Annotated in this window: 19 protein-coding genes and 3 pseudogenes; 8 read left to right on the top strand and 14 right to left on the bottom strand. The window is 67.7% G+C overall.

The features are described 5' to 3' along the window. Window positions 1-563: 563 nt before the first annotated feature. Window positions 564-758 carry a DUF6417 family protein gene (locus tag ACIPWY_RS37520; protein WP_393706157.1) on the bottom strand — a complete coding sequence of 65 codons (195 nt, stop codon included), beginning with the start codon at window positions 756-758 and terminating at the stop codon, window positions 564-566. A 243-nt stretch (window positions 759-1,001) separates the two neighbouring features. Next, window positions 1,002-1,199: pseudogene (locus ACIPWY_RS37515) on the bottom strand (transcriptional regulator); the annotation flags it as partial. A 196-nt stretch (window positions 1,200-1,395) separates the two neighbouring features. Here ACIPWY_RS37515 and ACIPWY_RS37510 point away from each other — a divergent pair. After that, a complete protein-coding gene (locus ACIPWY_RS37510) occupies window positions 1,396-2,058 on the top strand; it encodes a hypothetical protein (RefSeq protein ID WP_401536803.1) in 663 nt (220 codons plus the stop codon). A 180-nt stretch (window positions 2,059-2,238) separates the two neighbouring features. Here ACIPWY_RS37510 and ACIPWY_RS37505 read toward each other — a convergent pair whose 3' ends face one another. The 6 genes from ACIPWY_RS37505 to ACIPWY_RS37480 form a co-directional block, all read right to left on the bottom strand. Continuing rightward, window positions 2,239-2,619: an HNH endonuclease family protein gene (locus tag ACIPWY_RS37505; RefSeq protein ID WP_401536801.1), complete on the bottom strand. Its 381-nt coding sequence runs from the start codon at window positions 2,617-2,619 to the stop codon at window positions 2,239-2,241. Window positions 2,620-3,177: 558 nt separating this feature from the next. Then, the gene (gene manD / locus ACIPWY_RS37500; protein WP_393706160.1) at window positions 3,178-4,392 is read right to left on the bottom strand and encodes a D-mannonate dehydratase ManD; all 1,215 of its coding nucleotides are present in this window, start codon (window positions 4,390-4,392) and stop codon (window positions 3,178-3,180) included. A gap of 35 nt (window positions 4,393-4,427) precedes the next feature. Continuing rightward, window positions 4,428-5,288 (bottom strand): carbohydrate ABC transporter permease, encoded by an 861-nt coding sequence (locus ACIPWY_RS37495; RefSeq protein ID WP_362909603.1) that lies wholly within the window; start codon window positions 5,286-5,288, stop codon window positions 4,428-4,430. Continuing rightward, window positions 5,285-6,247 (bottom strand): carbohydrate ABC transporter permease, encoded by a 963-nt coding sequence (locus ACIPWY_RS37490; protein ID WP_401536798.1) that lies wholly within the window; start codon window positions 6,245-6,247, stop codon window positions 5,285-5,287. The genes ACIPWY_RS37495 and ACIPWY_RS37490 overlap by 4 nt, the downstream gene beginning before the upstream one ends. Continuing rightward, window positions 6,247-7,572 (bottom strand): ABC transporter substrate-binding protein, encoded by a 1,326-nt coding sequence (locus tag ACIPWY_RS37485; protein ID WP_401536796.1) that lies wholly within the window; start codon window positions 7,570-7,572, stop codon window positions 6,247-6,249. Before ACIPWY_RS37485 ends, ACIPWY_RS37490 begins: the two co-directional genes overlap by 1 nt. A 235-nt stretch (window positions 7,573-7,807) precedes the next feature. Beyond that, complete coding sequence (locus ACIPWY_RS37480) at window positions 7,808-8,611, bottom strand: FadR/GntR family transcriptional regulator (RefSeq protein ID WP_393706163.1); 804 nt, start codon at window positions 8,609-8,611, stop codon at window positions 7,808-7,810. A gap of 122 nt (window positions 8,612-8,733) precedes the next feature. Here ACIPWY_RS37480 and ACIPWY_RS37475 point away from each other — a divergent pair, with 122 nt between their 5' ends. Continuing rightward, entirely contained in the window at window positions 8,734-8,973 is a 240-nt protein-coding gene (locus ACIPWY_RS37475; protein ID WP_401536794.1) for a transposase, read from the top strand. A gap of 339 nt (window positions 8,974-9,312) precedes the next feature. Here ACIPWY_RS37475 and ACIPWY_RS37470 read toward each other — a convergent pair whose 3' ends face one another. The 3 genes and pseudogenes from ACIPWY_RS37470 to ACIPWY_RS37460 all read right to left on the bottom strand — a co-directional run. Continuing rightward, window positions 9,313-9,951, bottom strand: a complete 639-nt coding sequence (locus ACIPWY_RS37470; protein ID WP_401536792.1) for an SMI1/KNR4 family protein — start codon at window positions 9,949-9,951, stop codon at window positions 9,313-9,315. Between the two features lie 220 nt (window positions 9,952-10,171). Beyond that, on the bottom strand, window positions 10,172-11,746 hold the full coding sequence (locus tag ACIPWY_RS37465) for a VCBS repeat-containing protein (protein WP_393706165.1): 1,575 nt from the start codon (window positions 11,744-11,746) through the stop codon (window positions 10,172-10,174). A 237-nt stretch (window positions 11,747-11,983) separates the two neighbouring features. Then, window positions 11,984-12,230, bottom strand: a pseudogene (locus tag ACIPWY_RS37460) (IS1380 family transposase); the annotation flags it as partial. Between the two features lie 468 nt (window positions 12,231-12,698). Here ACIPWY_RS37460 and ACIPWY_RS37455 point away from each other — a divergent pair. The 3 genes from ACIPWY_RS37455 (at window position 12,699) to ACIPWY_RS37445 (ending at window position 16,030) form a co-directional block, all read left to right on the top strand. After that, complete coding sequence (locus tag ACIPWY_RS37455; protein WP_362909592.1) at window positions 12,699-13,694, top strand: LacI family DNA-binding transcriptional regulator; 996 nt, start codon at window positions 12,699-12,701, stop codon at window positions 13,692-13,694. A gap of 286 nt (window positions 13,695-13,980) precedes the next feature. Then, window positions 13,981-14,436: an RpiB/LacA/LacB family sugar-phosphate isomerase gene (locus ACIPWY_RS37450; RefSeq protein ID WP_393706166.1), complete on the top strand. Its 456-nt coding sequence runs from the start codon at window positions 13,981-13,983 to the stop codon at window positions 14,434-14,436. Window positions 14,437-14,638: 202 nt separating this feature from the next. Then, a complete protein-coding gene (locus ACIPWY_RS37445) occupies window positions 14,639-16,030 on the top strand; it encodes an MFS transporter (protein WP_393706167.1) in 1,392 nt (463 codons plus the stop codon). Between the two features lie 43 nt (window positions 16,031-16,073). On the opposite strand, the gene ACIPWY_RS37440 is transcribed toward ACIPWY_RS37445, so the two are convergent. Further along, window positions 16,074-16,232: a hypothetical protein gene (locus ACIPWY_RS37440; protein WP_362909586.1), complete on the bottom strand. Its 159-nt coding sequence runs from the start codon at window positions 16,230-16,232 to the stop codon at window positions 16,074-16,076. 100 nt (window positions 16,233-16,332) lie between these two features. On the opposite strand from ACIPWY_RS37440, the gene ACIPWY_RS37435 reads away from it, so the two are divergent. Further along, complete coding sequence (locus tag ACIPWY_RS37435; RefSeq protein ID WP_362909584.1) at window positions 16,333-16,599, top strand: ANTAR domain-containing protein; 267 nt, start codon at window positions 16,333-16,335, stop codon at window positions 16,597-16,599. Window positions 16,600-16,626: 27 nt separating this feature from the next. Here the strand turns inward: ACIPWY_RS37435 and uvrA are convergent, their stop codons facing one another. Then, window positions 16,627-19,095 carry an excinuclease ABC subunit UvrA gene (uvrA, locus tag ACIPWY_RS37430; protein ID WP_393706168.1) on the bottom strand — a complete coding sequence of 823 codons (2,469 nt, stop codon included), beginning with the start codon at window positions 19,093-19,095 and terminating at the stop codon, window positions 16,627-16,629. A gap of 798 nt (window positions 19,096-19,893) precedes the next feature. Between uvrA and ACIPWY_RS37425 the strand changes: the two genes are divergently transcribed. Continuing rightward, window positions 19,894-21,027 carry a hypothetical protein gene (locus ACIPWY_RS37425; protein ID WP_393706169.1) on the top strand — a complete coding sequence of 378 codons (1,134 nt, stop codon included), beginning with the start codon at window positions 19,894-19,896 and terminating at the stop codon, window positions 21,025-21,027. Window positions 21,028-21,094: 67 nt separating this feature from the next. Further along, window positions 21,095-21,415 (top strand): hypothetical protein, encoded by a 321-nt coding sequence (locus ACIPWY_RS37420; RefSeq protein ID WP_362909579.1) that lies wholly within the window; start codon window positions 21,095-21,097, stop codon window positions 21,413-21,415. A gap of 221 nt (window positions 21,416-21,636) precedes the next feature. Here ACIPWY_RS37420 and ACIPWY_RS37415 read toward each other — a convergent pair. Continuing rightward, window positions 21,637-21,831: pseudogene (locus ACIPWY_RS37415) on the bottom strand (aldehyde dehydrogenase); the annotation flags it as partial.

Genomic DNA, 21,831 nt, shown 5'->3' with positions numbered 1-21,831 from the left:
TCCAATCAACGGTGTAATTGGGGTTGTTGAGGTTAGTGACGGGCTGCGCCGAGTCGGCCGTCGAATGTGATGTCGAAGGCGTTGAGAGCGGTCTTCCACCGGCTGGTCCAGCGGGCTTGTCCCTTGCCAGTGGGGTCCCGGGACATGTTTGACCACCTGCGAGGATGGTTGCGCCGTCGGTAGTTCGTGCCGCGCATTGACCGCCGCGGCATCGAATCGTCCGGCCGCTTGGGACAGCACCGCTGGGTGCGTTGGGGAACGGAGGGGATCCTCCCCACGCCATCAGTGCACGTGGCGGCACACGTTCACCGGCGATGATGCGCGCCCGGTGGGGACGTCACCACAGAGGCGTGCGACAACACATGCGAAAGGCCGCCACCAGACGGTGACGGCCTCCCAGAGCGCACAGCTTACGCACGCGCAGGTGTATCGCCAGACCCCGCCACCGGAGACGGCTTTGAGGAAGTCCCTGACCAGGGAGGTGCCGTGGCATCAGGCGGCAGCAGCACTCGGCAGGCCGAACGTCCTCGTCGGCCTCTTGCGGAGGAGTAGGTGCAGGCGCTTCAGTTCTCCGAAGGGATCCGCGCGGCAAGCTCCCGAGCGAACCACTCGGCTTCCTCGCCCAGCTCGTCCAGGCCTTCCGCAGCGATCAGTTGAAGAAGACGTAGCAGGTCATGGGCTTCGTCGAGGGTGAGCAATTCCAGACGGCGCGCTGTCGTGTCCTGCGCCGGGACCATGCTGATGGCATCCGAGTTCATGTCCTGGGTAACGACCACCAGAGTTCAAGAGCATCTGGAAGAGCTGGCAGAGCACCCACACGGACCTACTCATATCCGTGCGACTGCTGGGCCGAGCCGTGAACGGGCGCCTGCTGTCTACGAGGGGTTGCGCGCGGCAAGCTTGGTGGGCGGGCGTAGCGCCGTCACCTATGTGCACGTTCGGTCGCTCCAGCGCTCCAGCGCTCCAGCACTTCAGCACTTCAGCACTTCAGCACTTCAGCACTTCAGCGTGCGCTCGTTGACCGTCAGGCCCGCCTCGCGGGCGGCCGCTTTCGCGTGCTCGGAGCGCATGAGGTAGTGCGGGCGGGCCATCATGCCGCGGCGCTGGGTGACGGGTGTGGCGATGAAGTGGGCGAGGGGCTGACGGGCCGCGGCCTCATAGCCCTTGATGCCGCGGGCGCCGAACTTGCCGAACTCCACATTCCTCTCGGGCGCTACTCCCCCTCCCCCGCCTGCAAAGCCCTTTCGTCCGTGATGTCTGCCGCGTTGTGTCCCTGTCCTTGACGTTGTTCGTGGATCTGGGCGGGCGGCTCGGCAGTTCGTCGGTCTCGTGAGTGAGCCATCGCAGGGTGGCCCCACCGTAGGGGTGCCGCTACCGGAAGCTACTGTGATCGTCATGCACCGCACACGGGGATCATTGATAGCTGCCGCCGCCCTTTCCTGCCTACTGCTCACGAGTTGCAGCAGCGCCACGGACGAGAAGAGCGGCGGTACGGCTGAGCCTTCGGTCATCGGCTCGCCGGTGGGCAAGCCGATTTCGTCGCCGACGGTGACTCCACCCAGAGAAGGTGAGGGCGTACCGGAGCCAGAGCCGGATGCTCCGTTCATCGAACAGGTCAAGTACGAGCTGCGCACACGCACGGTGGACATGGCCGGCGCCCAGGGCAAGACCAGCGCCAGATGCGACAAAGACTCCGTCAAGCCGGCCAAAGGTGCCAGCGTCACCTGCACGGTCACGTATGAGGGCATCGATGTGACCTGGCCGGTGAAGTTCACGGGCAAGCCAGGATTCGGCGGCATGGGCGACGGATACGAAGCAGAGCCCAGCACCGGCATCCTCACCCGTGAGGGCGTCCTCAAGTACTTCTGGGGCAATAACCACGATGCAGGAACGGACCTGCGCTGCGACACGATGCCCAGGGTCAAGAAGGTCCCGCTAGGTGGGAAGTCCGGGTTTCAGTGCGCGTACTTCGCCGCCAAAGCGGGCACTGACGGCCGGGACATGTGGATCGCTCAGTACGTGTACAGCACCACAGACGGGCCCCGAGCCCGGGTATGACGATGCCCGCAGCTCCGCACTCACACCAGCTCCCCCACTGAGCTTCTTCCCATATGAGAGGGCCTGCTGCACGGCCCTGACACCCACCAACCTCGTAAGACGTCGCTCCTAGGCCGAATGGAAGTCACGCCCTGCTCTGGATGAGCAGGGCGATCCGACGGGCGTGGCCCAGGAGCAACGTCAGAGTGCGAACGTGACCTTGACCGGTGCGTTGGGGCAGCGGGTCGCGTTCTCGGCGGGAGCCGCTTCTTCGGACGGGTCGACGGCGAGCTGCCAGCGGACCTTCACGGCGATCCAGTCGGCGATGTACTCGCAGCGGTCGCCTTCGAAGTGGCATCCACATGGACGGTCCTGGTCTGCCTTCGACCGGTTCGTCTTCGCGGAGACCTCAATCAGCGAGCGGCCATCGCCGAGATCGTTGGCGTACTCCTCCCGCTCCTTCGCGTCCTTCGCGGTCCACTCCTCGGCGCCGGAGTCCCAGGCTCCGGCGAGGGGGACGCGGTGATCACATCCAGCTTGCCGAGGGCGTCGACGTTTGGAAGTCGCGCACGACCTGGCCAACGTCTCCAGCCTGCTAGACGCCGCGTCGGGGCGTGGACCGAGGGAAAGGGCAATTGCTCCCATGGAGGAACAGACGCCTGCCGAGCAGGCCCTGAGCCGCTCGTACGTCACCGCTGACGGACTCCGTTTCGGCATCCTCAAGTTGTCGGTCGAGCACCATCAAGACCGCAGCTCGACGTTGACGTACTGGCTGACTGTGGGCCGCCAAGGCCGCCCAGCTGAGCGTTGGGAAGTCACTCTGCCCTGGGGCGACAGGTCCTGGACGGGTGTACTCACCGCGCCCGCGCCCCCTCCGGACCGACTGCGTCAGCTCGTACACCTCGTGCACGCCCACTTGGAAGAGTGGTGGGACACGAAGGCACACAACCGCCAGTCGGCGAAGATGGGACATCGACTTACCTGACCCTCTCCCGCTTAGCCCGCGGAAGGCCGGGGTGATGCAGAGTACGGACTGCGGCGAGGGAAGTGAGCCGTCCTCCTTCCCTCGCCTTGCTCTGGAGCACGGCGACCCACCGGAACCGGAGGGTCAGACTGTGCTGTGAGCTGGCGGACGGTGGCTCACCAATCGTGGATGGTTCCGTCCTGCAGGCGGTTGACGGGCAGATAGGCCGCCTCGTAGGGGTGAGCAGCGGCCATGTCCTCGTCCAGTTCCACGCCGATGCCGGGGGCCTCGCCCGGGTGCAGGTGTCCGTCGGTGAAGGTGTAGGCGTGGCGGAACACCTCCTCGGTGAGTGCGGTGTGGCCCGAGTACTCCTGGATACCGAAGTTGTGGACTGCCAGGTCGAGGTGGACGGCCGCCGCCATGCCGACGGGTGAGATGTCCTCCGGGCCGTGGATGGCGCTCTTGATCTGGTACTGGGCCGCGAAGTCGAACAGCTTGCGCAGCGGTGTGACGCCTCCGAAGTGGGTGACCGCGGACCGTACGTAGTCGATGAGTTGCTCGGTGATCAGGGTCTGGTAGTCGTACACGGTGTTGAACACCTCGCCGATCGCCAGCGGCGTGGTGGTGTTGGCCCGCACCAGGCGCAGCGCCTCCTGGTTCTCGGCGGGGGTGCAGTCCTCGAGCCAGAAGGGCCGGTAGGGCTCCAGGTCCTTGCCGAGGCGGCCCGCCTGGACGGGGGTGAGCCGGTGGTGCGCGTCGTGCAGCAGGGGCAGTTCGGCGCCGAACTCGCTGCGTACCGCGTCGAACACGGCCGGGATGTGGCGCAGGTAGGCGTCGGTGTCCCAGTCCTCCACCAGGGGGCGGGCCTGCTGATGCAGGACGGCCGAGCCGTCGTCGTCGGTGCTGTGCACGCCGTACACGGCTTTGAGGCCGGGGATGCCCGACTGGATGCGGACGGCCTGGTAGCCCTCGGCGAGCCGGGCCCGCACCGAGTCGATGAGTTCGGGGATGTCGCGCCCGTTCGCGTGCCCGTAGGTGCGTACGCGGTCCCGGCTGGCGCCGCCCAGGAGTTGGTAGAGCGGGAGGCCGGCGGCCTTGGCCTTGATGTCCCACAGGGCGACGTCGACCGCGGCGATCGCGGCCATCGTGACGGGACCCCGCCGCCAGTACGCCCCGCGGTACAGGTACTGCCAGGTGTCCTCGATCCGGTGTGGATCGAGGCCGAGGAGGAGGGGCGCGACGTGGTCGGTGAGGTAGCTGACGACGGCGAGTTCGCGGCCGTTGAGAGTGGCGTCGCCGAGGCCGGTGAGGCCGTCGTCGGTCGTCAGCTTCAGGGTGACGAAGTTGCGTCCGGGGTTCGTGACGACGACCTTCGCGTCGACGATCTTCATACGTGTGCTCTTTCCGGTGTCGTGGGAGGCAGTGCCTAGCCCTTGGTGGCGCCCGAGGTCAGGCCGGCCACCAGGTACTTCTGGCCGAGGACGGCGGCGATGACCACGGGGACAGTGATCAGGGTGGAGGCGGCCATGAGGCCGCCCCAGTCGGTGCTCGCGTACGAGATGAAGTTGAAGAGGGTCACCGGCACGGTCTGTGTGCGGTCGTCGGCGAAGACCAGCGCGAACATGAAGTTGTTCCAGCTGAAGACGAAGGCCAAGAGGGAGGCGGTCGCCGTGCCCGGCGCGGCGAGCGGGAGGGAGATCCGCCAGAAGGCGCCGAAGGCGCTCAACCCGTCGGTGCGGGCGGCTTCTTCGAGTTCGACCGGGAGTCCTGCGAAGAAGCTGATCATGATCCACATGATGAGCGGGACGGATACGAACATGTGGCTGAGGATCAGCACGGTGTAGGAGCCGACCAGCCCCATCTGCGCGAACAGGTAGTACCACGGCACCAGCAGGGAGATCGCCGGGACGATGCGCGCGATGAGGATGACAGACCCGGTGCGACGCATGCCGAATCGGCCCACGGCCCAGGCGGCGGGCACCGCGATGACGGCGGACAGGGCGGTGGAGACCGCGCCCACCAGAAGGGAGTTGCCCATGGAGCGGACGATCTGCCCGGCCTCGACGACGCTGCGGAAGTTGTCGAGAGTGGGCGTGAACCACAGGCCCACGGAGGGGTCGGTCACCTGAAGGTTGGTTTTGAATGCGGCGGCGAACATCCACACGAGCGGCAGCGCGAAGACCAGGGTGACGAGCCCGATCGCGGTACCGCGCAGCCAGGCCAGCCGGCGGCGTCGGCGGAACGGCGGGGCGAGCGAGGGCCGGGCGGGGGTGAGGGTGGCACTCATGCGTTCTTCCTTCCGCCGCGGCGGCGCAGCAGGACCACGACACCGATGATGAACAGCGTGAACAGCACCAGGACGGCGGCGGCCAGGCCGTATTCCTGGTAGTCGAAGGTCAGCCCGTAGGCGTAGACGTTGAGCGTCTCCACCTCGAAGTCCGAGCCGCCGCCTGCACCCTTGGTGGCGTAGAGGATGTCGAAGGTCTTGAGGGCGTCGACGGCACGGAGTACGAGTGCGGTCGCGAGGGTGGGGCCGAGCATGGGCAGGACGACGAAGCGGAAGCGCTGCCAGGCGTTGGCTCCGTCGACGAGGGCGGCCTCCTCGGGCTCCTCGGGCAGTGTGGTCAGGCCGGCCAGCAGGAGCAGGGTCATCATCGGTGTCCACTGCCACACGTCGATGAGCATCAGCGTCGGCAGGGACTGGCCCACCGAGCCGAGGAACTCCTGGCGAGGCAGTCCGAGACCCGCGAGGAGGTGGTTGGCGATGCCGTTGGTGGGATCGAGGATCAGCAGCCAGAGGATGCCGATCGCGACCGGTGTAGCCAGCAGAGGGATGATCAGGACGGTGCGCACCCAGCGCATGCCGCGGAACGGCTTGCGCATGAGCATCGCGAGGGCGAGGCCGAACACCGTCTCCAGGACCACAGCGCCGAGGGTGAAGACGATCGTGCGGCGGACCGCGGGCCAGAACCTGCGGGCGTCGCCCAGCGCGTCGGCGAAGTTCCGCAGACCGATGTGGCTCTTGTCGGCGTTCACTGCTCCGAACGCGTCGGTGAGACTGAGGTCGAGCGTGAAGGCCAGCGGGAAGATGATCATCAGGCCGACGAAGAGCAGGGCGGGGGCCAGCATCGCCCACTTCAGGCGACGGTTGGCCTGTTCGAAGGTGCGCGGCGGGCGGGTGCGTCGCGTGCGGCTATGGGGCGGTCGGGCGTCGGCCCGGGGTGCGGAGATCTCGGTGGCGGTCATCAGGACTCCCTGTGTCGGTTGTCGCGGACGAGGAAATCGGCGAACTCCGCGTCCGCGTCCCGTACGACGGGCCGAACGGACTCGCCGAGAATCCCCGCGACCAGCGGGCGGCCGACGATGTCCCGGGCGCGGCCGACCTGGAGAACACGGGGGCGGTCGTAGCCCAGGCCTCGCTTTGCGTTGAGGCTCATGGCCTCGGCGAGGTCGGGCGGGAAGGACCTGAGCGTCTTGGAGTCGGCCCACACGGAGGTGCGAGCGCCAGGGATGCCGTCCGCCTGGAGAGTCGCCGACATGTCGGGGCCCGCGGCCCACTTGATGAACTGCCAGGCGTCGTCACGCAGCAGGGAGAACTTGTTGATGCCGAGGCTCCAGGACGCGATGTTGTGCGGCCTGGCACCGGCCGGTCCCGCGGGGAAGGGGGCGAATCCGACGGTGTCCCGTACCGTCCGGCTCGCGATCTTCGGGTCGAGGAAGTTGCTGTAGATCGCGTCGGCGTCGATGTAGAACGCCGCCTTGCCCTGCGCGAAGATCGGCATGGCCTGTTCGAGGCTCATATTGGTGGCCCCGGGCGGCCCCGCCTTCCCCAGAAGGCTTCCGTAGTAGTCGTAAGCGGCCAGTGCCTGCGGGGTCCCGATGCCGGACCGGCCGTCGATGACGAAGTCGCCGCCGTGTGAGTAGAGGAAGCTGGACCACTGGGAGACGGCGCCATTGCGCTGTCCGCGGCCCACGTATCCGTAGAACCCCTGCTTGCGTCGGCTGAGTTCCAGGGCGGAGGACATCAGCGCGTCGAGGGTGCGCGGGGGTCCGCCGGCGTCCTGGACCAGGTCCTTGCGGTAGTACAGCGTGGGTCGCTCGGTCACCACGGGAACGCTCAGTACTTTGCCTGCCGTCACGGAGATCTCGCGCGGCGCCTTCTGGAAGTCCGTCCAGGCGAACTCGCTGTCGCCCTCCACCCGGTCGGTGAGATCGGCGAGCCAGTCGTTGTGTGCGAAGAGGAGTTGGTCCTGGAGCGCGCGCACCATCATGACGTCGACGTCGGTGCCCGACGCGTTGAGTTTGACGTTGAAACTGCTGGTCAGCTGGTCGGCGGTGAGCAGGGTCAGCGAGACCCGGCGCCCGATGCGTTCCTCGAACTCCTTCGTCCGACGCTTGATCGCCTGCGACCACACGTGGTTGATCGCCATGATCCGCAACGGAGCACTGGCCGACGGCTTTCCGGTCCTTGGCGAACAGGCGCCGAGCGCCGCTGTCCCCGCAGCTCCAGCGATCCCTGCGGCCAGCCTGCCGAAGGAGCGGCGGCTCAGGAGCCGACTGCTCGTGGACATCGTTGTCCTCGTCTTTCTGCTGTGGACGCTCTCAAAGTCCTACGGTCCTGTCCGGTCCAACTGGTAGTACCAGTTGGACCGGACAGGACCGTAGCAGGCTCCGCAGATCCGGAACACCCCCGAGAGAAAAGATCCACAAATCTCAACTGCTCACGCGCCGACCGCCTTTGCCAGGTCGGCCCGCCAGGGCCCGGCCCGGACCGGGTGCCGGCGGCACCCGACCCCCGCCGACTACTCAGCGTCCCCGCGACGCCCGTTCCAGCAGAGTCTCGATGTGGTTACGCGCCATGGTGTCCACCTGCACATCGAGGTCCGGCCCATAGGTACGCAGCCCGAGCATCAGATGCTCCCTCATGCGTGCGCCGGCGAGTTCCACGTCTCGTGCCTCGATCGCCTCGAAGATCTCCGGATGGTGCGGCACTCCTTCCTCGCCGATCGAGGGGTCCGAGTTCGAACGCAGCATCATCTCGAACATCATTCCGCTGATCGACGACAGCATGATCCGCAGCACGGGGTTCTTGCTCGCCACCGCGACGGCGTCGTGGAAGTCCATGTCGGCCTGCGCCTTGACCACGACATCGGTCGCCGACTCCAGGGCGTCGCACGCGTGACGCATCGTCGCCAGGTCTTCGTCAGTGGCGTGCTGGGTCGCGAGTCGCACCATCTCCACCTCCAACGGGAGACGGGCCTCGATGAGCTGACGGACCGTGGGCCGACCCGCTCTGTACAGCGCGTCGTATCCCCTCGCCTGCCCGGAGCTCTGCTCACGCACGAAGGAACCTCGTCCAGGCGCGACCTCGATCAGATGCTGGGCCTCGAGCCGCCGCAGCACCTCCCGGACGACGTTCCGGCTGGAGCCGAACTGAGCGGCCAGCTCACGCTCCGAAGGCAGCTTCGCTCCCACCGCGATCTCACCGGACCGGATGTCGTGCTCCAACTGGCGAGCGATGCGCTCAGTCAAAAGCCCGCGCTGCGCGGGGTCGGCGGGAGGACCCGTGGGCGCGGAACTGTGAGGTGAGGAAGGGGCGGACGACTGCATGGACGCAGCGTACAGCGACGTCCGGGCCTCGGCCGGGGTAGCGATCTTGCTCGTCTCCGCTGCGGCACGGTCGGCTACGGCCGAGGTCAGGTCATCGACTGCGGCGGCGGAACTCGCCCGCAGTGCTCGTCACCCCTGCGCTTGCCGAATATCTCATCCGCCCTGGTGAGAGCGAGTGTCCCCGGTTTCGCCAGGTCAAGGGCGCCTCCATCGTCGGCAAGGACAGCGGCGGCTACGACGCCGCGAAGAAGATCAACGGCCGTAAGCGACATATCACCGCGGACACGCTCGGCCTGGCCGTGATGATCACGGTGACGCCCGCCGACATCCAGGACCGCGACGCCGCCCGCGACGTCTTCTGACGCCTGCGCCTCACCCAGCCGCAGATCACCCAGATCTGGGCCGACCGTGGCTACGCCGGCGACCTCGCCAACTGGGCCCGCGAACGCCTCTGGCTCACCCTACGCATCGTCTCCCGGCCCAAGAGCAACCAAGGGCTTCGTCGTCCTGCCCCGGCGTTGGAAAGTCGAGCGGACAATGGCTGGTGCATGAACGCCCGCCGCGACGCACGCGACTACGAATGTCTCCCGCACCACTCCGAAGCCCAGCTGAACTGGGCATTCATCACCCTCATGACCCGTCGCCCGGCACGTAAAGGCCCCCGTACCGACCGCTGGGAGAGGAAGTCGTAGCCGACCACGTCAGGTTCGGATATGCCACTCCAGGCAACGGTGGCCTGATGCGTCTTCGAAAGGCGTGGGCCAGTAGTAGAGGAACGGACCGTCAGATTCCAAGGCATCGGCCAAGACTCGAAAGAACTGCGTCAGACTGGTTGCCCAGAGGGTTCCGTCCAGGTCCCCGGACCCGATGCCCATCTCATACACGTGACCGTATGAGGGTCCGGGGCGATGATCGACAAAGGCAACCCCGCCATCGTTGGGAAGTGCGAACGGCACGCAGCGACGCAGATTCACAGCCAGGGCATCGCCCTCCCACAAATCGGCATCGACGTTGTCGTTGCCGACGTCCACGAGCACGTCATACATCATCACGATGTCGTCCACACCGCTAAGCCGGTGCCCCGACGGAAGAAATGCACCAGCGGGAAGGCCACTGCGGGAACCAGGAGCGCCAACAGGCTCAGCAGCTCCATCATGCTGCTGCAGCAGTGCCCTGAGCTCCGGATGCAGGTCGAAGCCGAGCCGCGACTCCAACTCGATGAGCCGCTCGGGGTCCGCCGGCCTTCGCAACATGGCGTGATCGGCGGGCGAGTTCGCATGGAGCCACGACTCAAAGCGAGTCCACTCACGCTCGAACGCAGAAAGATCCATCTGTGTCATGCGCTGAACCTAGACGGTCGCACTGACAGCCAGTCTGCGGACCAGGTTGCCCGGTCTGACCGCGAGGAGTTCGAAAACACCTACTCAGTCGAAGACGGCTACCTCCCTGTTCGCCGTCGGGGCACACCCATCTGTGGGCACCGGATGGGATCGTCGCCCGGGCGCTCGATCCCACCATCGCCGAGCGCCTCTGGGCAGTCTCCACTCATCTGCTGCGCGCCTAGCGGGCGATCCCGCCGCCTCCCATATACAGGTCCAGCTTCCCGGTGCGCTCGAAACTGTCGCCGTACAGCCGGGTGACGCCGCCGGTCGACAGCCCCTGGTCCGTGCCGGGCAGCAGCCATGCGGAGCTGCGAATCTTGTCGTCGCCCGGCGCGGCCACCGTCAGGTCGGCCCGCTGGTCGCCGTCCATGTCGACGAGGCGCACCGACATACCGAATGTGGCCCGCGCGCTCTTCTTGCCGCCGATGTCGCCCGCATCGATGACCCGGGCTCCCTTACCGGTCAGGCCGTTTGGACCACCCAGCAGGAGCAGCACCTGTTCCGGGCCCGTCTTCGCGTACTCCTTGCTCCGGGGTGAGCCGGCCACCACGTCCGCGTAGCCGTCACCGTTGACGTCACCGGTGTCCAGGGAGGTGAAGGCGGCGTCCTCGTCCTGGGGTTCCTCGCCGGGTACGCCCGGGGTGTCGCGGTCGATGGTCGTCGACCGTATCCCCTTCCCCGGCCCGGCCTTGGAGCCGTACACGACGCTCACCGAGCTATGGCTCACCTTGCCGCGCCGGGGACCGAGCACGAGGTCCGCGACGCCGTCGCCGTCCACGTCGCCGACCGCCCCTGCCGCCGCGTCGGGGAGGTCGATGTCATCTGGCTGGGCGAGGCCGTCGCCGCGTGCGTGGAAGTAACTGACCGGCCAGCGCTCCTCGAACCGGGCTGTGCCGAGGGGCTGGTCGTGGTGGAAGGCCATCAACTCGTCGGCACCGTCGCCGTCCAGGTCCCCGGCGACGAGGCCCCGGTAGTTCACGGTGTCGATGTCTTTTGCGGGCCGGCGCGGTGCGGACACCGGGCCGGTGCCCGCCGGGGTTCCGTCGCGTTTGAAAGGCCCCTTGAGCAGGCCCTTGTCGGAACCGAGCCCGAAGACCAGATCGGCATGCCCGTCCCCGTCGAAGTCACCAGCGACGAGTTGCTCCTCCAGGATCGGGTCCAGCGCCCAGGAGACGTGGCTGCCGTCCGTCCCCGGCACCCGGACGGCACTCTTCAGCCCGTCTGGGGAACCCCACATGATGATCACGCTCGGTTTCCAGTCGAAGACGGCGGTGGCGAGATCGGTGTACCCGTCCTCGTCGAAGTCGCGGGCCACCACATCGGTCCCGAAGAACGCCTCGTCCCGGGCCTGTCCCGGTATCCCGGCGTCGTTCTGCGTGAGGTACTGGCAGCGTGCGAGACCGGTCCCGTTGCCCGATCCGTACGCCAGCGCGATGCTGCCGCCGCCACTGCCGTTCTCCACGTCGCCCAGTGCCCCAATGGCCAGGTCGGGGTGACCGTCACCGTCGAAGTCCGCGGCGGGCGCGTGACCAGCCGGCGCCTGGGCGCCATTCGCCGGAGCGCCGGAGGGCGCGGTGCCGTGAACCACGGTGTGGCAGGTGCGGGGTCCGGCGATGCCCTGGGGCCCGGACTGAGCCAGAACCCCTCCGACCGCGACAACGACCCCGATGACAGCCGCACCGCCCGCGATCACCCACCGGCGTTTGCCGCCACGCTTCTGCACGGCCGCCTGCTCTTCATCTTCGACGTCCATGTGATCAAGCACGTCCCGCCGGTACCCAGCGGTTCCGGACGCCCGGTTGCGGACGGATCACCGACTTCAGCACCGTAGCCCGCGCCCGCACGTCGTCGCGGACCACGTCGGCATCCCATGTGGCGGGGTTCAGGAGGTGCTGCTGCACGCCGTCCCGGGTGAACCGGGCCGCCATACGACCCCTGGGGCGGCCCGACCCGACAGCACCGCACTTCACTCACAACGACGCCTCTGACCGTGGAGGGGCAGGATGCGCAGGCCGGTGGCCAGGGCGGCGAGGATCCGGTCCTCGGCCCTGGCCCGCAGCCGGTGACGGAGCTCGAGCTCGCCGATCGGCCGGTCAGGGAGGTCGGTCGCGAGGCACGTGACGTGCATGCCGTACACGTCCGTGATCCTCAACTGGGCTCCGGGATGGGGCTGTTCCCTTTGGACGATCAGTTGCATGCTTGGGCGGGTCGTTCAGGAGGTTGCCGGTGGGCTCGGCGCCCCGCTGTTCTTCGGCTGAGACGGCAACTGCGCTGCCGGCGGGCTCATCCCGGCCAGGACTAGGGCCTGTTGCGAGAGCCTCAGACCGCCAAAGTGGCCGTGCGGGAGCTCCCACGGTGCGCTCCTACTGCGGTCGCATCAGGTCCAAGTCCTCACCCCATGCGTCCAGCACCGCGGCGCGCCCGGCCCGTCGGGCCACTGCCTCGACCTGGGCGAGCAGCATGCCGGTGTCCCAGCGAGGCAGCGGGAATTGGGCCTCGCCGAGCCGGGCACCGCACGGACGGCGAGGCGCCCATCCTCTGCCACGGAGCCTGCACGTAGCGGCGAAGTAGGCCCGGCCGTCTGGCATTTCGGCGTCGGTCCTGCGCTCCTGCGTTTCCTCTTGGAACCTTGCTCATCTCACGGTCGATGTGCGATCTTAGGTTTGTTCCGTTCATGGAAACGTTTCCACAAGGAGGTGGGGCGGGTGGCCACGATCAAGGACGTCGCCGCACGGGCCGGGGTCGCACTCGGTACCGCATCCCGGGTACTCAGCGGCAGCAGCCAGACCTCGGCCGACTCACGGTCCCGCGTGCTCGCGGCCGCAGCTGAGCTCGGATACATCGCCAACGGACCCGCCCGTTCCCTGCGGCGGGCCCGAACCGACGTACTGGGACTGCTCGTCTCGGACATCCGCAACCCGTTCTTCTCCGAACTGGCCCACGCCGCCGAACAGGAGGCACGCCACCACGGCTACACCGTGCTGCTGGCCAACGCGAACGAGGACGCGGAGCAGGCCGACGCCTACCTTCGGACCTTCGCCGCCCAACGCATCGACGGCCTGCTCTTCTCGCCGCAGGGCACCGTCTCGCCGCAGGTCGCGGCCACGCTCGCCTCCGGGCTGCCACTCGTGTTCCTCAATCGCACGATCGAAGGCGTCGACGCCCCGCTGTACGGCACCGACAACGCTCAAGGCGTCCAGCAGGTACTCATCTGGCTGCAGCGACGGGGCCATCACGACGTCGCGTTCATCGGCGGCCCGGACACGCTCTCGACTGGAGCCGAGCGCCGCGCCGCCTACCTCGCCGGGCGCCAGGCGCACGGCATCAGTACCGACGACAGGTTGCTCGACGCCGGTGACTTCCTGGCCGGCGGTGCGGCAGAGGCCATGTGCCGCATCCTCGACCGCGGGGTCACGTTCACCGCCGTGTTCGGCGCAAACGGCCAGACGACCTTGGGAGCCGTGCGCGCGCTACGCGAGCGGCTCGGCGCAGAGCAGGCAGCCCGTATCGAGGTCGTCTCCTTCGACGACCTGGACTGGTTCGAGTTCACCTCGCCGCCCATCAGCGCGGTCCGCAACGACGCCTCGTCGATCGGCCGGCTCGGTGTACGCGGGCTCGTCGACCTCATCGCAGACCGCACCGCACCCGGACAACGAATTCCCACCACCTTCGTCGACCGGTCCGTGCAGGACATCCGATGAGGATCCGAAGCACCCTCGGCACCGCCGTCACGAAGACAGTGACCACCTCAACCCCTCGCCTCGTCCCAGCCAACGTGTCGCAACCCGATCGGCCGACACGCAGTCGGCCGATCGGAGAGCACCCCACCCAAGCGAATGGGTGCGCACCCTGATGGCGCCCGCGGCCGAGCAGGCAATGCCCCGCATGACAGTCGACTGTGCTTATCGCCGGTACACACGCCCCAGCACTGCAACGCCCGTCACCCATCAGGCGGGAGGCAGTGCACCCATCTTGAAAGGACCAACGATGCAGGTCGCCCTCGGCGCAGACCACGCCGGATATGCGCTCAAGGCCGCCGTCCACGAAGCCATTGAGGCTCTCGGCCACGAAGTGATCGACTGCGGCACCCACAGCTGCGACCCCGTCGACTTCCCGGACATCACCCGCACCACCTGCCAAGTTGTGCTCTCCGGTTCCGCCGATCGGGCCGTGCTCGTATGCGGCACCGGCCAGGGCGCCGTCATGGCCGCCAACAAACTTCCCGGCATCCGCTGTGGCCTCGCCCACGAGCCCTACTCCGCCCACCAGGCAGTCGAGCACGACGACGCCAACACCATCGCGATGGGGGCCTGGCTCGTCCCGCACGCACTCGTGCCCGACATCATCCGTGAGTTCCTCGGGGCCGTCTTCGACGACGACGAAGACACCCGCCGTCGCGTCGCAAAACTCAACGCGCTCGACGCCCTCACGTCGGCTCCCTGACCGACCGCCCACACCCCCCAAAGCGAGTGCACCCGCTCTTTCGCTGACACCGAACTCGCCCTACCCACAGACGACTACGCCGGGCGGCTCCTCGGCATGCCCGAAAACACTCACTCAATGGACCGGCCTGCCCTCGTGCGGCCCCATCCTCCTCGCTGCGTAGACGCCGGCAACGATCCGGCGACCGATCAAGGAGAACCTCATGTCCACCAGTACCCCCGCCGGACGGCAAAGCGCGCTGGGTTCCAAGGACCGCTTCAAGACAGCGATCGCTGCTGCCTTCGGCACCAGCGTCGAGAACTACGACTTCATCGCGTACGGCACGGCCTCCGCTCTCTATTTCGGAGCGGTCTTCTTCCCCGGGAGCGACCGGTTCGTCGGCACTCTTCTCTCCTTCGCGACTCTCGCTGTCGGCTTCGTCATGCGCCCGCTGGGAGGCGCCATCGGCGGATACTTCGCCGACAAGTTCGGCCGCAAACCCGTCCTCGTCGCAGCGATGACCGTCATGGGCGCGGCAACGTTCCTCATCGGCGCCCTGCCCACCTACGAACAAGTCGGTGTGCTCGCGCCGATCCTGCTCGTGGCCATCCGCATGATCCAGGGCCTCGCGTTCGGAGCCGAATGGGGCGGAGCGATCACCATGGCTTACGAACACGCACCGTGGCACCGCCGGGGCATGTTTGCCGCGATACCCCAGTCAGGCAACCCGCTGGGCATAGCCCTGGCCAGCGGTGTGTTCGCGTGGAGCGACACCCTCGACGGCAACTGGCAGTGGAGGACCCCCTTCCTGCTCAGCGCCATCCTCGTGATCGTCGCACTGATCGTTCGCTCCCGGCTCTCCGAATCCCCTGAGTTCCAGGAAGCCCAGGCCAGCGGCGAGACCAGGAAGAACCCGCTCCGAGCCACCCTGACTGACGACTGGCAGGGCATCCTGCGCGTCATAGCCTTGCGCGTCGTCGAATCCTTTGCCTACTACTCGACCGCCACCTACCTTCTCAACTACATCACCGAACGCCACCCCGGTCTCAGGCCCGTCGCCCTGGGCTCCATCACCGTCGCCAGCCTTCTCGCCATTGCAGTCACCTTTCTCGCCGGCGCACTCACGGACCGCATCGGACGCCGCCCGATATATATCGCTGCCTGCGTCGCGGCGATCCTCTTCGCCTTCCCGATGTATCTGCTCACCAACTCTGCCCAACCCGCCCTCGTAGCAACGGTATTCATCATCGGAATCGGCCTCATCCACGCATCACTTACAGGAACCCAGGGCTCTCTACTCACCGAGCAGTTCCGCACCGCGACCCGTACCTCGGGAGCCTCGCTCGGCTACCAGATCGCCGCGGCCATCGGCGGCTTCGCCCCACTGCTCGCGGCCGCCCTGGTAGGGGCCTTCGGCTGGCCAGGCGCGGCCCTGCTCTACCTCGGCGCGGCCGTGATCGGGCTCGTCGGCATCCTCGCAACCAAGGAAACCTGGGGCCGCCATGAGCGGGAGCGCGTGCTCCGCCTCGTCGCGGAACAAGGCCATGGCCATGGCCAGACCGTATCTGGCGTGTCGGCGAATGCCGACTTGCCGTCGTCGTCAGAGTTTCGGTGAACTTGGTCGCCCTCACGCTGCATCGTGGTGTGATCCCCTGCGCTCACCCACCCTGCGCGGACTGGAGCTCGGCGCCGTTGTCGGTCTGGATCACCTCGACCTGGAACGGCAGGCGTTGGATGACGTAGTCGAGGAACTGGATCGCGGTGGCCTGGTTCAGCTGCGGGTAGATCCGCAGCACACGCCGACGGCTTCGACCCATCTTCTGGGTCCCAGGGAGCCGCTGCACGGGTACGTTCGTATTCAACTGCCGCCACCGTGGGGTGCATGTGGTTGGCTGCACGGACGCTGAGGTACTGGACATGCCCGCGCACACCAGCATGCGGCCGGGCCCCGCAATCAGGGCGATCTGCAGGGCGATCGGCATCATCGTCACGCTGGCCGGCCTGCGCGCGGAGGACAGCCGGGACGTCCTACGGGAGATCTCCCAGCACACCGACATCAAGATGCGCCACGTCTCCGAACCCATCGTGCCGTGGGCCCAGGCGGGACACCTTGCGAGCGAGGTCCGCCACAAGCTGGAACGCAGCATGGCGACACGCGCGCCCCTGCGCCCCGAACCCGGCTGACTGGTGCTCAGCCCTCTCGCGCCGTCGTCAGGAGCGCGCTAGCCGGGCCGCGAGATAGGGCGCGGTGGCGCTGCGGCGGGCCCTCGCCACCTTGGCCGGCGGGCCCGCCGCGACCACCCGCCCGCCCGCGTCGCCGCCGCCCGGCCCGAGGTCGATGACCCAGTCGGCGGTGGCGATCGTGTCCAGGTCGTGCTCGACGAGGACGACCGTGTTCCCGGCGTCGACGAGCCGGTGCAGCTGTCGCAGCAGCAGCGCGATGTCCGAGGGGTGCAGCCCCGCCGTCGGCTCGTCGAGCAGGTACAGCGCGTGCCCGCGGCGGGCTCGCTGCAGTTCGGTGGCCAGTTTGATGCGTTGCGCCTCACCGCCGCTGAGTTCCGTCGCGGGCTGGCCCAGCCGCAGGTACCCCAGTCCCACCTCGCGCAACGTCTCCAGACTGCGGGAGGCGGCCGGGACGGCGGACAGGAACTTGGCGGCGGCGTCGACGGACAGCGCCAGCACTTCAGCGATGTTCTTGCCGCGATAGGTGACTTCCAGCGTTTCGGCGTTGTACCGGGCGCCCTGGCAGGCCGGGCACGGCGCGTAGGTGCCGGGCAGGAACAGCAGTTCCACCGCGACGAATCCTTCGCCCTGGCAGGTCTCGCACCGCCCTTCGGGCACGTTGAAGGAGAACCGCCCGGCCGAGTAGCCGCGCGCCCTGGCCTCGTCCGTCGCCGCGTACAGCTTGCGCACCGCGTCGAACATCCCCGTGTACGTGGCCAGGTTGGACCGGGGAGTTCGGCCGATGGGCCGTTGGTCGACCCGGACCAGCCGGTCGAACGACTCGACCCCCGACGCGTCCTGGACGTCGACCTCCAGCTGCGCCTCGTCGGGCTCCTCGGGTACGAGTCCGAGGTGGCCGCGGACGACCTCGGCGAGCACCTGCGTCACCAGCGTCGACTTTCCGGAACCGGAGACACCCGTCACCGCCGTCAGTACACAGAGCGGTACGTCGACGGACACGTCGTGCAGATTGTGGCGGGAGACGCCGCTCAGGTGCAGCCAGCCGTGCGGTGTGCGCGGGCGGTGATCGAGCGGCTGGGCACGCCCGAACAGGTACTGGCTCGTGGCCGACTCCCCGACCCGCTCAAGACCGGCGACCGGGCCGCTGTACAGCACGCGCCCGCCGCCCTCACCCGCGCCGGGGCCGATGTCGACCACCCAGTCCGCCCGCCGTACGACGTCCATGTCGTGCTCCACGACGAACAGTGAGTTGCCCGCCGCCTTGAGGCGGTCCAGCACGTCCAGCAGCGGTTCCGCGTCAGCCGGGTGCAGCCCCGCGGAGGGTTCGTCGAGGACGTAGACGACGCCGAACAGCCCCGAGCGCAGCTGGGTGGCGATCCGCAGGCGCTGCGCCTCGCCGGGCGACAGGGTCGTCGAGCGGCGTCCGAGGCTGAGATATCCGAGGCCCAGGTCGAGCAGTACGTCGACCCGCGCGACCAGATCGCCGCAGATCCGGACCGCGACCTCGGTCGTCTCCCCGGATCGGGCGGTCGACGTGGTGGCCTCGGCCTCGGACCGCGCCGCGACGGGCCGCAGCAGCGCCACGACCTCGGTGAGCGGCATCGCGTTGATCTCGGCGATGGAACGTCCGGCGAAGGTCACGGCGAGAGCCTCGGGCCGCAGTCCGCTGCCGTGACACTCGGGGCAGGGCACACTCCTGACGAACCGGAGCGCCCGTTCGCGCATCTTCTCGCTCTTGGAGTCGGCGAGGACGTGCATGACGTGCTTGCGGGCGCTCCAGAACTTGCCCTGGTAGCCGTAGTCGACGCGGTCCTCCTCCGGCTCGATGTACACGGAGGGCTGCTCGTCCGTGTACAGCAGCCAGTCCCGGTCCTTCTTCCTGAGCCTGCGCCACGGTCGGTCGATGTCGATCCCCAGGCCGCTCACGACACTGCGCAGGTTGGCGCCCTGCCAGGCGCCCGGCCAGGCGGCGATCGCCCCCTCGCGGATGCTCAGCGAGGGGTCCGGGACGAGCAGGTCCTCGGCGACGTCGTGCACGACGCCCAGTCCGTGGCACTCCGGGCAGGCGCCGGCCGCGGTGTTGGGTGAGAACGACTCGGCCTCCAGCCGTGCGGCCCGGGGCGGATAGGTGCCGGCGCGGGAGTACAGAATGCGCAGCAGATTGGACAGCGTGGTGATGGTGCCGACCGTCGAGCGCGAGCTGGGCGACCCGCGCCGCTGCTGCAGGGCCACGGCGGGTGGCAGTCCGGTGATTTCCTGCACGTGTGGTGCGCCGACCTGCTGCAACAGCCTTCGGGCGTACGGTGCCACGGACTCGAAGTAGCGCCGTTGGGCCTCCGCGTAGAGCGTGCCGAACGCGAGCGAGGACTTGCCCGAACCGGAGACGCCGGTGAAGGCGACCATCGCGTCCCGCGGAACGTCGACATCGACGTTCCGCAGGTTGTTCTCACTGGCGCCCCGGACATGCACGAAGGGGTCGGTCGCGTCCTTGTCCACCGTTCCTGATTACCTGATCGCACCGGGAACCGCGCGACAGGCGCCGCCATGGGCCCCGCTCACACGAGGGTCCGGGGTATCCCGGACCCATTTTCGATACACGGCCTAAAAGCGTGTTGCACAAGGGTGTGGGTAGGCAGGTTGAGCTGCGGTTCGGGGCCTTGCTGGTCATGCCGTGAGGGCGAGGTTGTGCATGCGGGCGATGGCCTGTACAGCGTGGTGGAGACTGTCGCCGCGCTGCCGGCAGCCCAAAGCCTTCTGCAACACGCTTTCAAACGGGTGGCGTCGGCGGCCGGTGAGGGTGCCATGGCTATCCGCCTCGTGCACGAGCACCGGGAAAAGACGGGCAACCTGGTCCGCACCGCGGGCCTCGATGGCCCCGGCCGGTGGCGGGCCGTAGAGAGGCACTCGGCATCGTGCTGGTGTAGGACAAGGGGACGCAACGACTGCGGTGTGAGCAGGAACGCCGCAGTGACATGGACGAGCAGGGGACGCGCGGCGTAGAGGCAGTGATGCCCATGAACAAGGTGATCACGGTGACGAGGTTGAACAGGAGGCGGGCCTGCTGCCCATCGATCTCGTCGCGGTGCCCGGGGTGGCGCGGAGCGGGTGTTCGCGGTGGCGCACGCAACCGTGGCCCGGTGGTGGGGCAGGCCCTGCACGGGGGGGACGAGGAGATCTGACCGTACCGCCTGCACCTGCTGGCAGGGGCCAGCGTGTCACGCGGCGTCGGCGATACCTCGCGGGCATCCTGTGGGCACGGGCGGTCGGGGGGCAGCCGACGAGAAGGGTCCAGTCATGCGGGTGTCGTCCCAGGGCGTTACGGTCGTGGCTCTCCTGGCGGATCCGGATGCGCCGACGGAGATCGCGCAGCGCATGGCCCGGACACTTACTGCTCGGCTCGCCGACAAGTCGGGCCAAGGGCGACGGTTCGACGTCGAGGTGGTCAGTGAGCCCTTCACCGCAGGGACCGAGGACTTGTCCACCTTGATGCGCCGGATCATGCACCGCGGAAGAGCTGAGAACTGGGACATTGTCGTGGCCCTCACCGACCTTCCGCTGCACACGCACGGGCGCAAGCTCGTTGTGAATCTGAGTCACGAACACGGCTTGGCACTGTTGTCCCTTCCCTCTCTGGGGGGCTTTCGGCTGTATACGAGGGCTCGGCGGGCCGTGGAAGAAGCCGTGCTGGGCTTGGCAGGCCCGAAGGCCATTGGGGCTGAAGGACCTCCGCAGAGTCAGCAGCTACTGGGGCCCTTTGCCGGTCGACTCGCACCCATCCACCCGGTCCCGGTCGGTGGGGAGGAGACCGCCGATCTTCGGTACGTCGTCAGCGGGCCGCGCGGATACCTGCGGGTGCTCGTCGGTATGGTCCGCGCCAACCGACCGTGGCGGTTGGTGCCGGGTCTGTCGAAAGCCCTGGCGGCCGCACTTGCCACGGGAGCAGTCGCCACCGTGAACTCCACTGTCTGGAGCCTGTCCGAGGCCCTGAGCGCGCCGCGCCTCGTGATCGCCATGGTCGGGTCCGTCGGGGTCATGATCGGCTGGCTGATCGTAGACGCGGAGCTATGGCATCGCTCAGCAGAGGGCTCGCTGGAGGCGAGGCAGAGGGCGAGACTCTACAACGCCTCGACGGTCGTGACCGTGGGTATCGGGGTGCTCGTCTGCTACGTGGGCTTGATGGTCATCAACTTGGTGTGGGCGCTGTTTATCCTCAACGACCAAGTGTTCGCTTCCATGACACGAACCCCGCTGCACGCAACGGGCTACTGGACGTTGTCATGGTTCGTCGCTTCGGTCGCAACGGTCGGCGGCGCACTGGGATCGGGCTTGGAGAGCGACGAGGCGATCCGGGCAGCCGCCTACTCCAAGCGCGAACAGGAACGTCGCCACATGCTCCAGGACGACCACGGCGACTATTCAGCCCAGTGACCTGAGCCGGAGATGCGTCGCTGGCTAAGGTCGTCCGGGTCCGAAGATTCTGCTGAATGATCGGTGCGTGGTCGTTAAGCGTGGGGGCCCAGCCTGCGCCTTCGCCGACCTCGACCTCGCCCCTGACCAGGTCCTCCAGCACCTCGACAAGATCGCCTGCGGACTCGAGGATCACGCGCCGTGCCCCTCCACCATGAGGCAGTTCACGCCCCTCGCCGTCCTGGTGGTCATTCAACAGGGCTCGCGGAAGACGCTCGTCAGCAGCCACGCCGTCACTGTCGGTGCAGAGAGCCGTCAGCACTGCCTGAGCAGCGACCAAGGCTTCGCGCTGAATGCGGTGGTCCGTACCGTCCCCGCGCTACCCCACGTTGAGCCGCCGCAGCTGTAAAGGTCCGCCGCGAATCGACGGCTCACGTACCGCGGCGTAGCGAGGTACGCGACTCCCGCGCTGTCCGAAGTCATGAACTGTTCGATTTCTGCAGCACTTCGGGTGCTGCTCAATCTCGTGTCCAGGCACTGTCGGTTCTGGTTCCAGTGAACAAGGCCAACGCGCGAAAGCCAGGTTCCCGGTGTCATTGGGGCGAGCCTTGGCCAGGGATCGCCCGTCGGTCAGCCAGAGCCGTTGGGGTGGAGGACGACCTTGGTCCAGCCGTCGTCACGGGCGTCGAAGTGCTGGTAGCCGGCGGGGGCCTGGTCCAGCGGCAGCTCGTGGGAGACGATCCATGAGGGCTTGGCCTTGCCCTGCTCTATCAGGGCGCACAGCTGTCGGTTGTATGCCTTGACGTTGGCCTGGCCAGTCCCCAT

Source organism: Streptomyces sp. NPDC090032, from assembly GCF_044748025.1.
GTDB lineage: Bacteria > Actinomycetota > Actinomycetes > Streptomycetales > Streptomycetaceae > Streptomyces.
The sequence above is the reverse complement of the archived record's forward strand: the minus strand, read 5'-3'. Positions and strand labels throughout refer to the sequence as shown.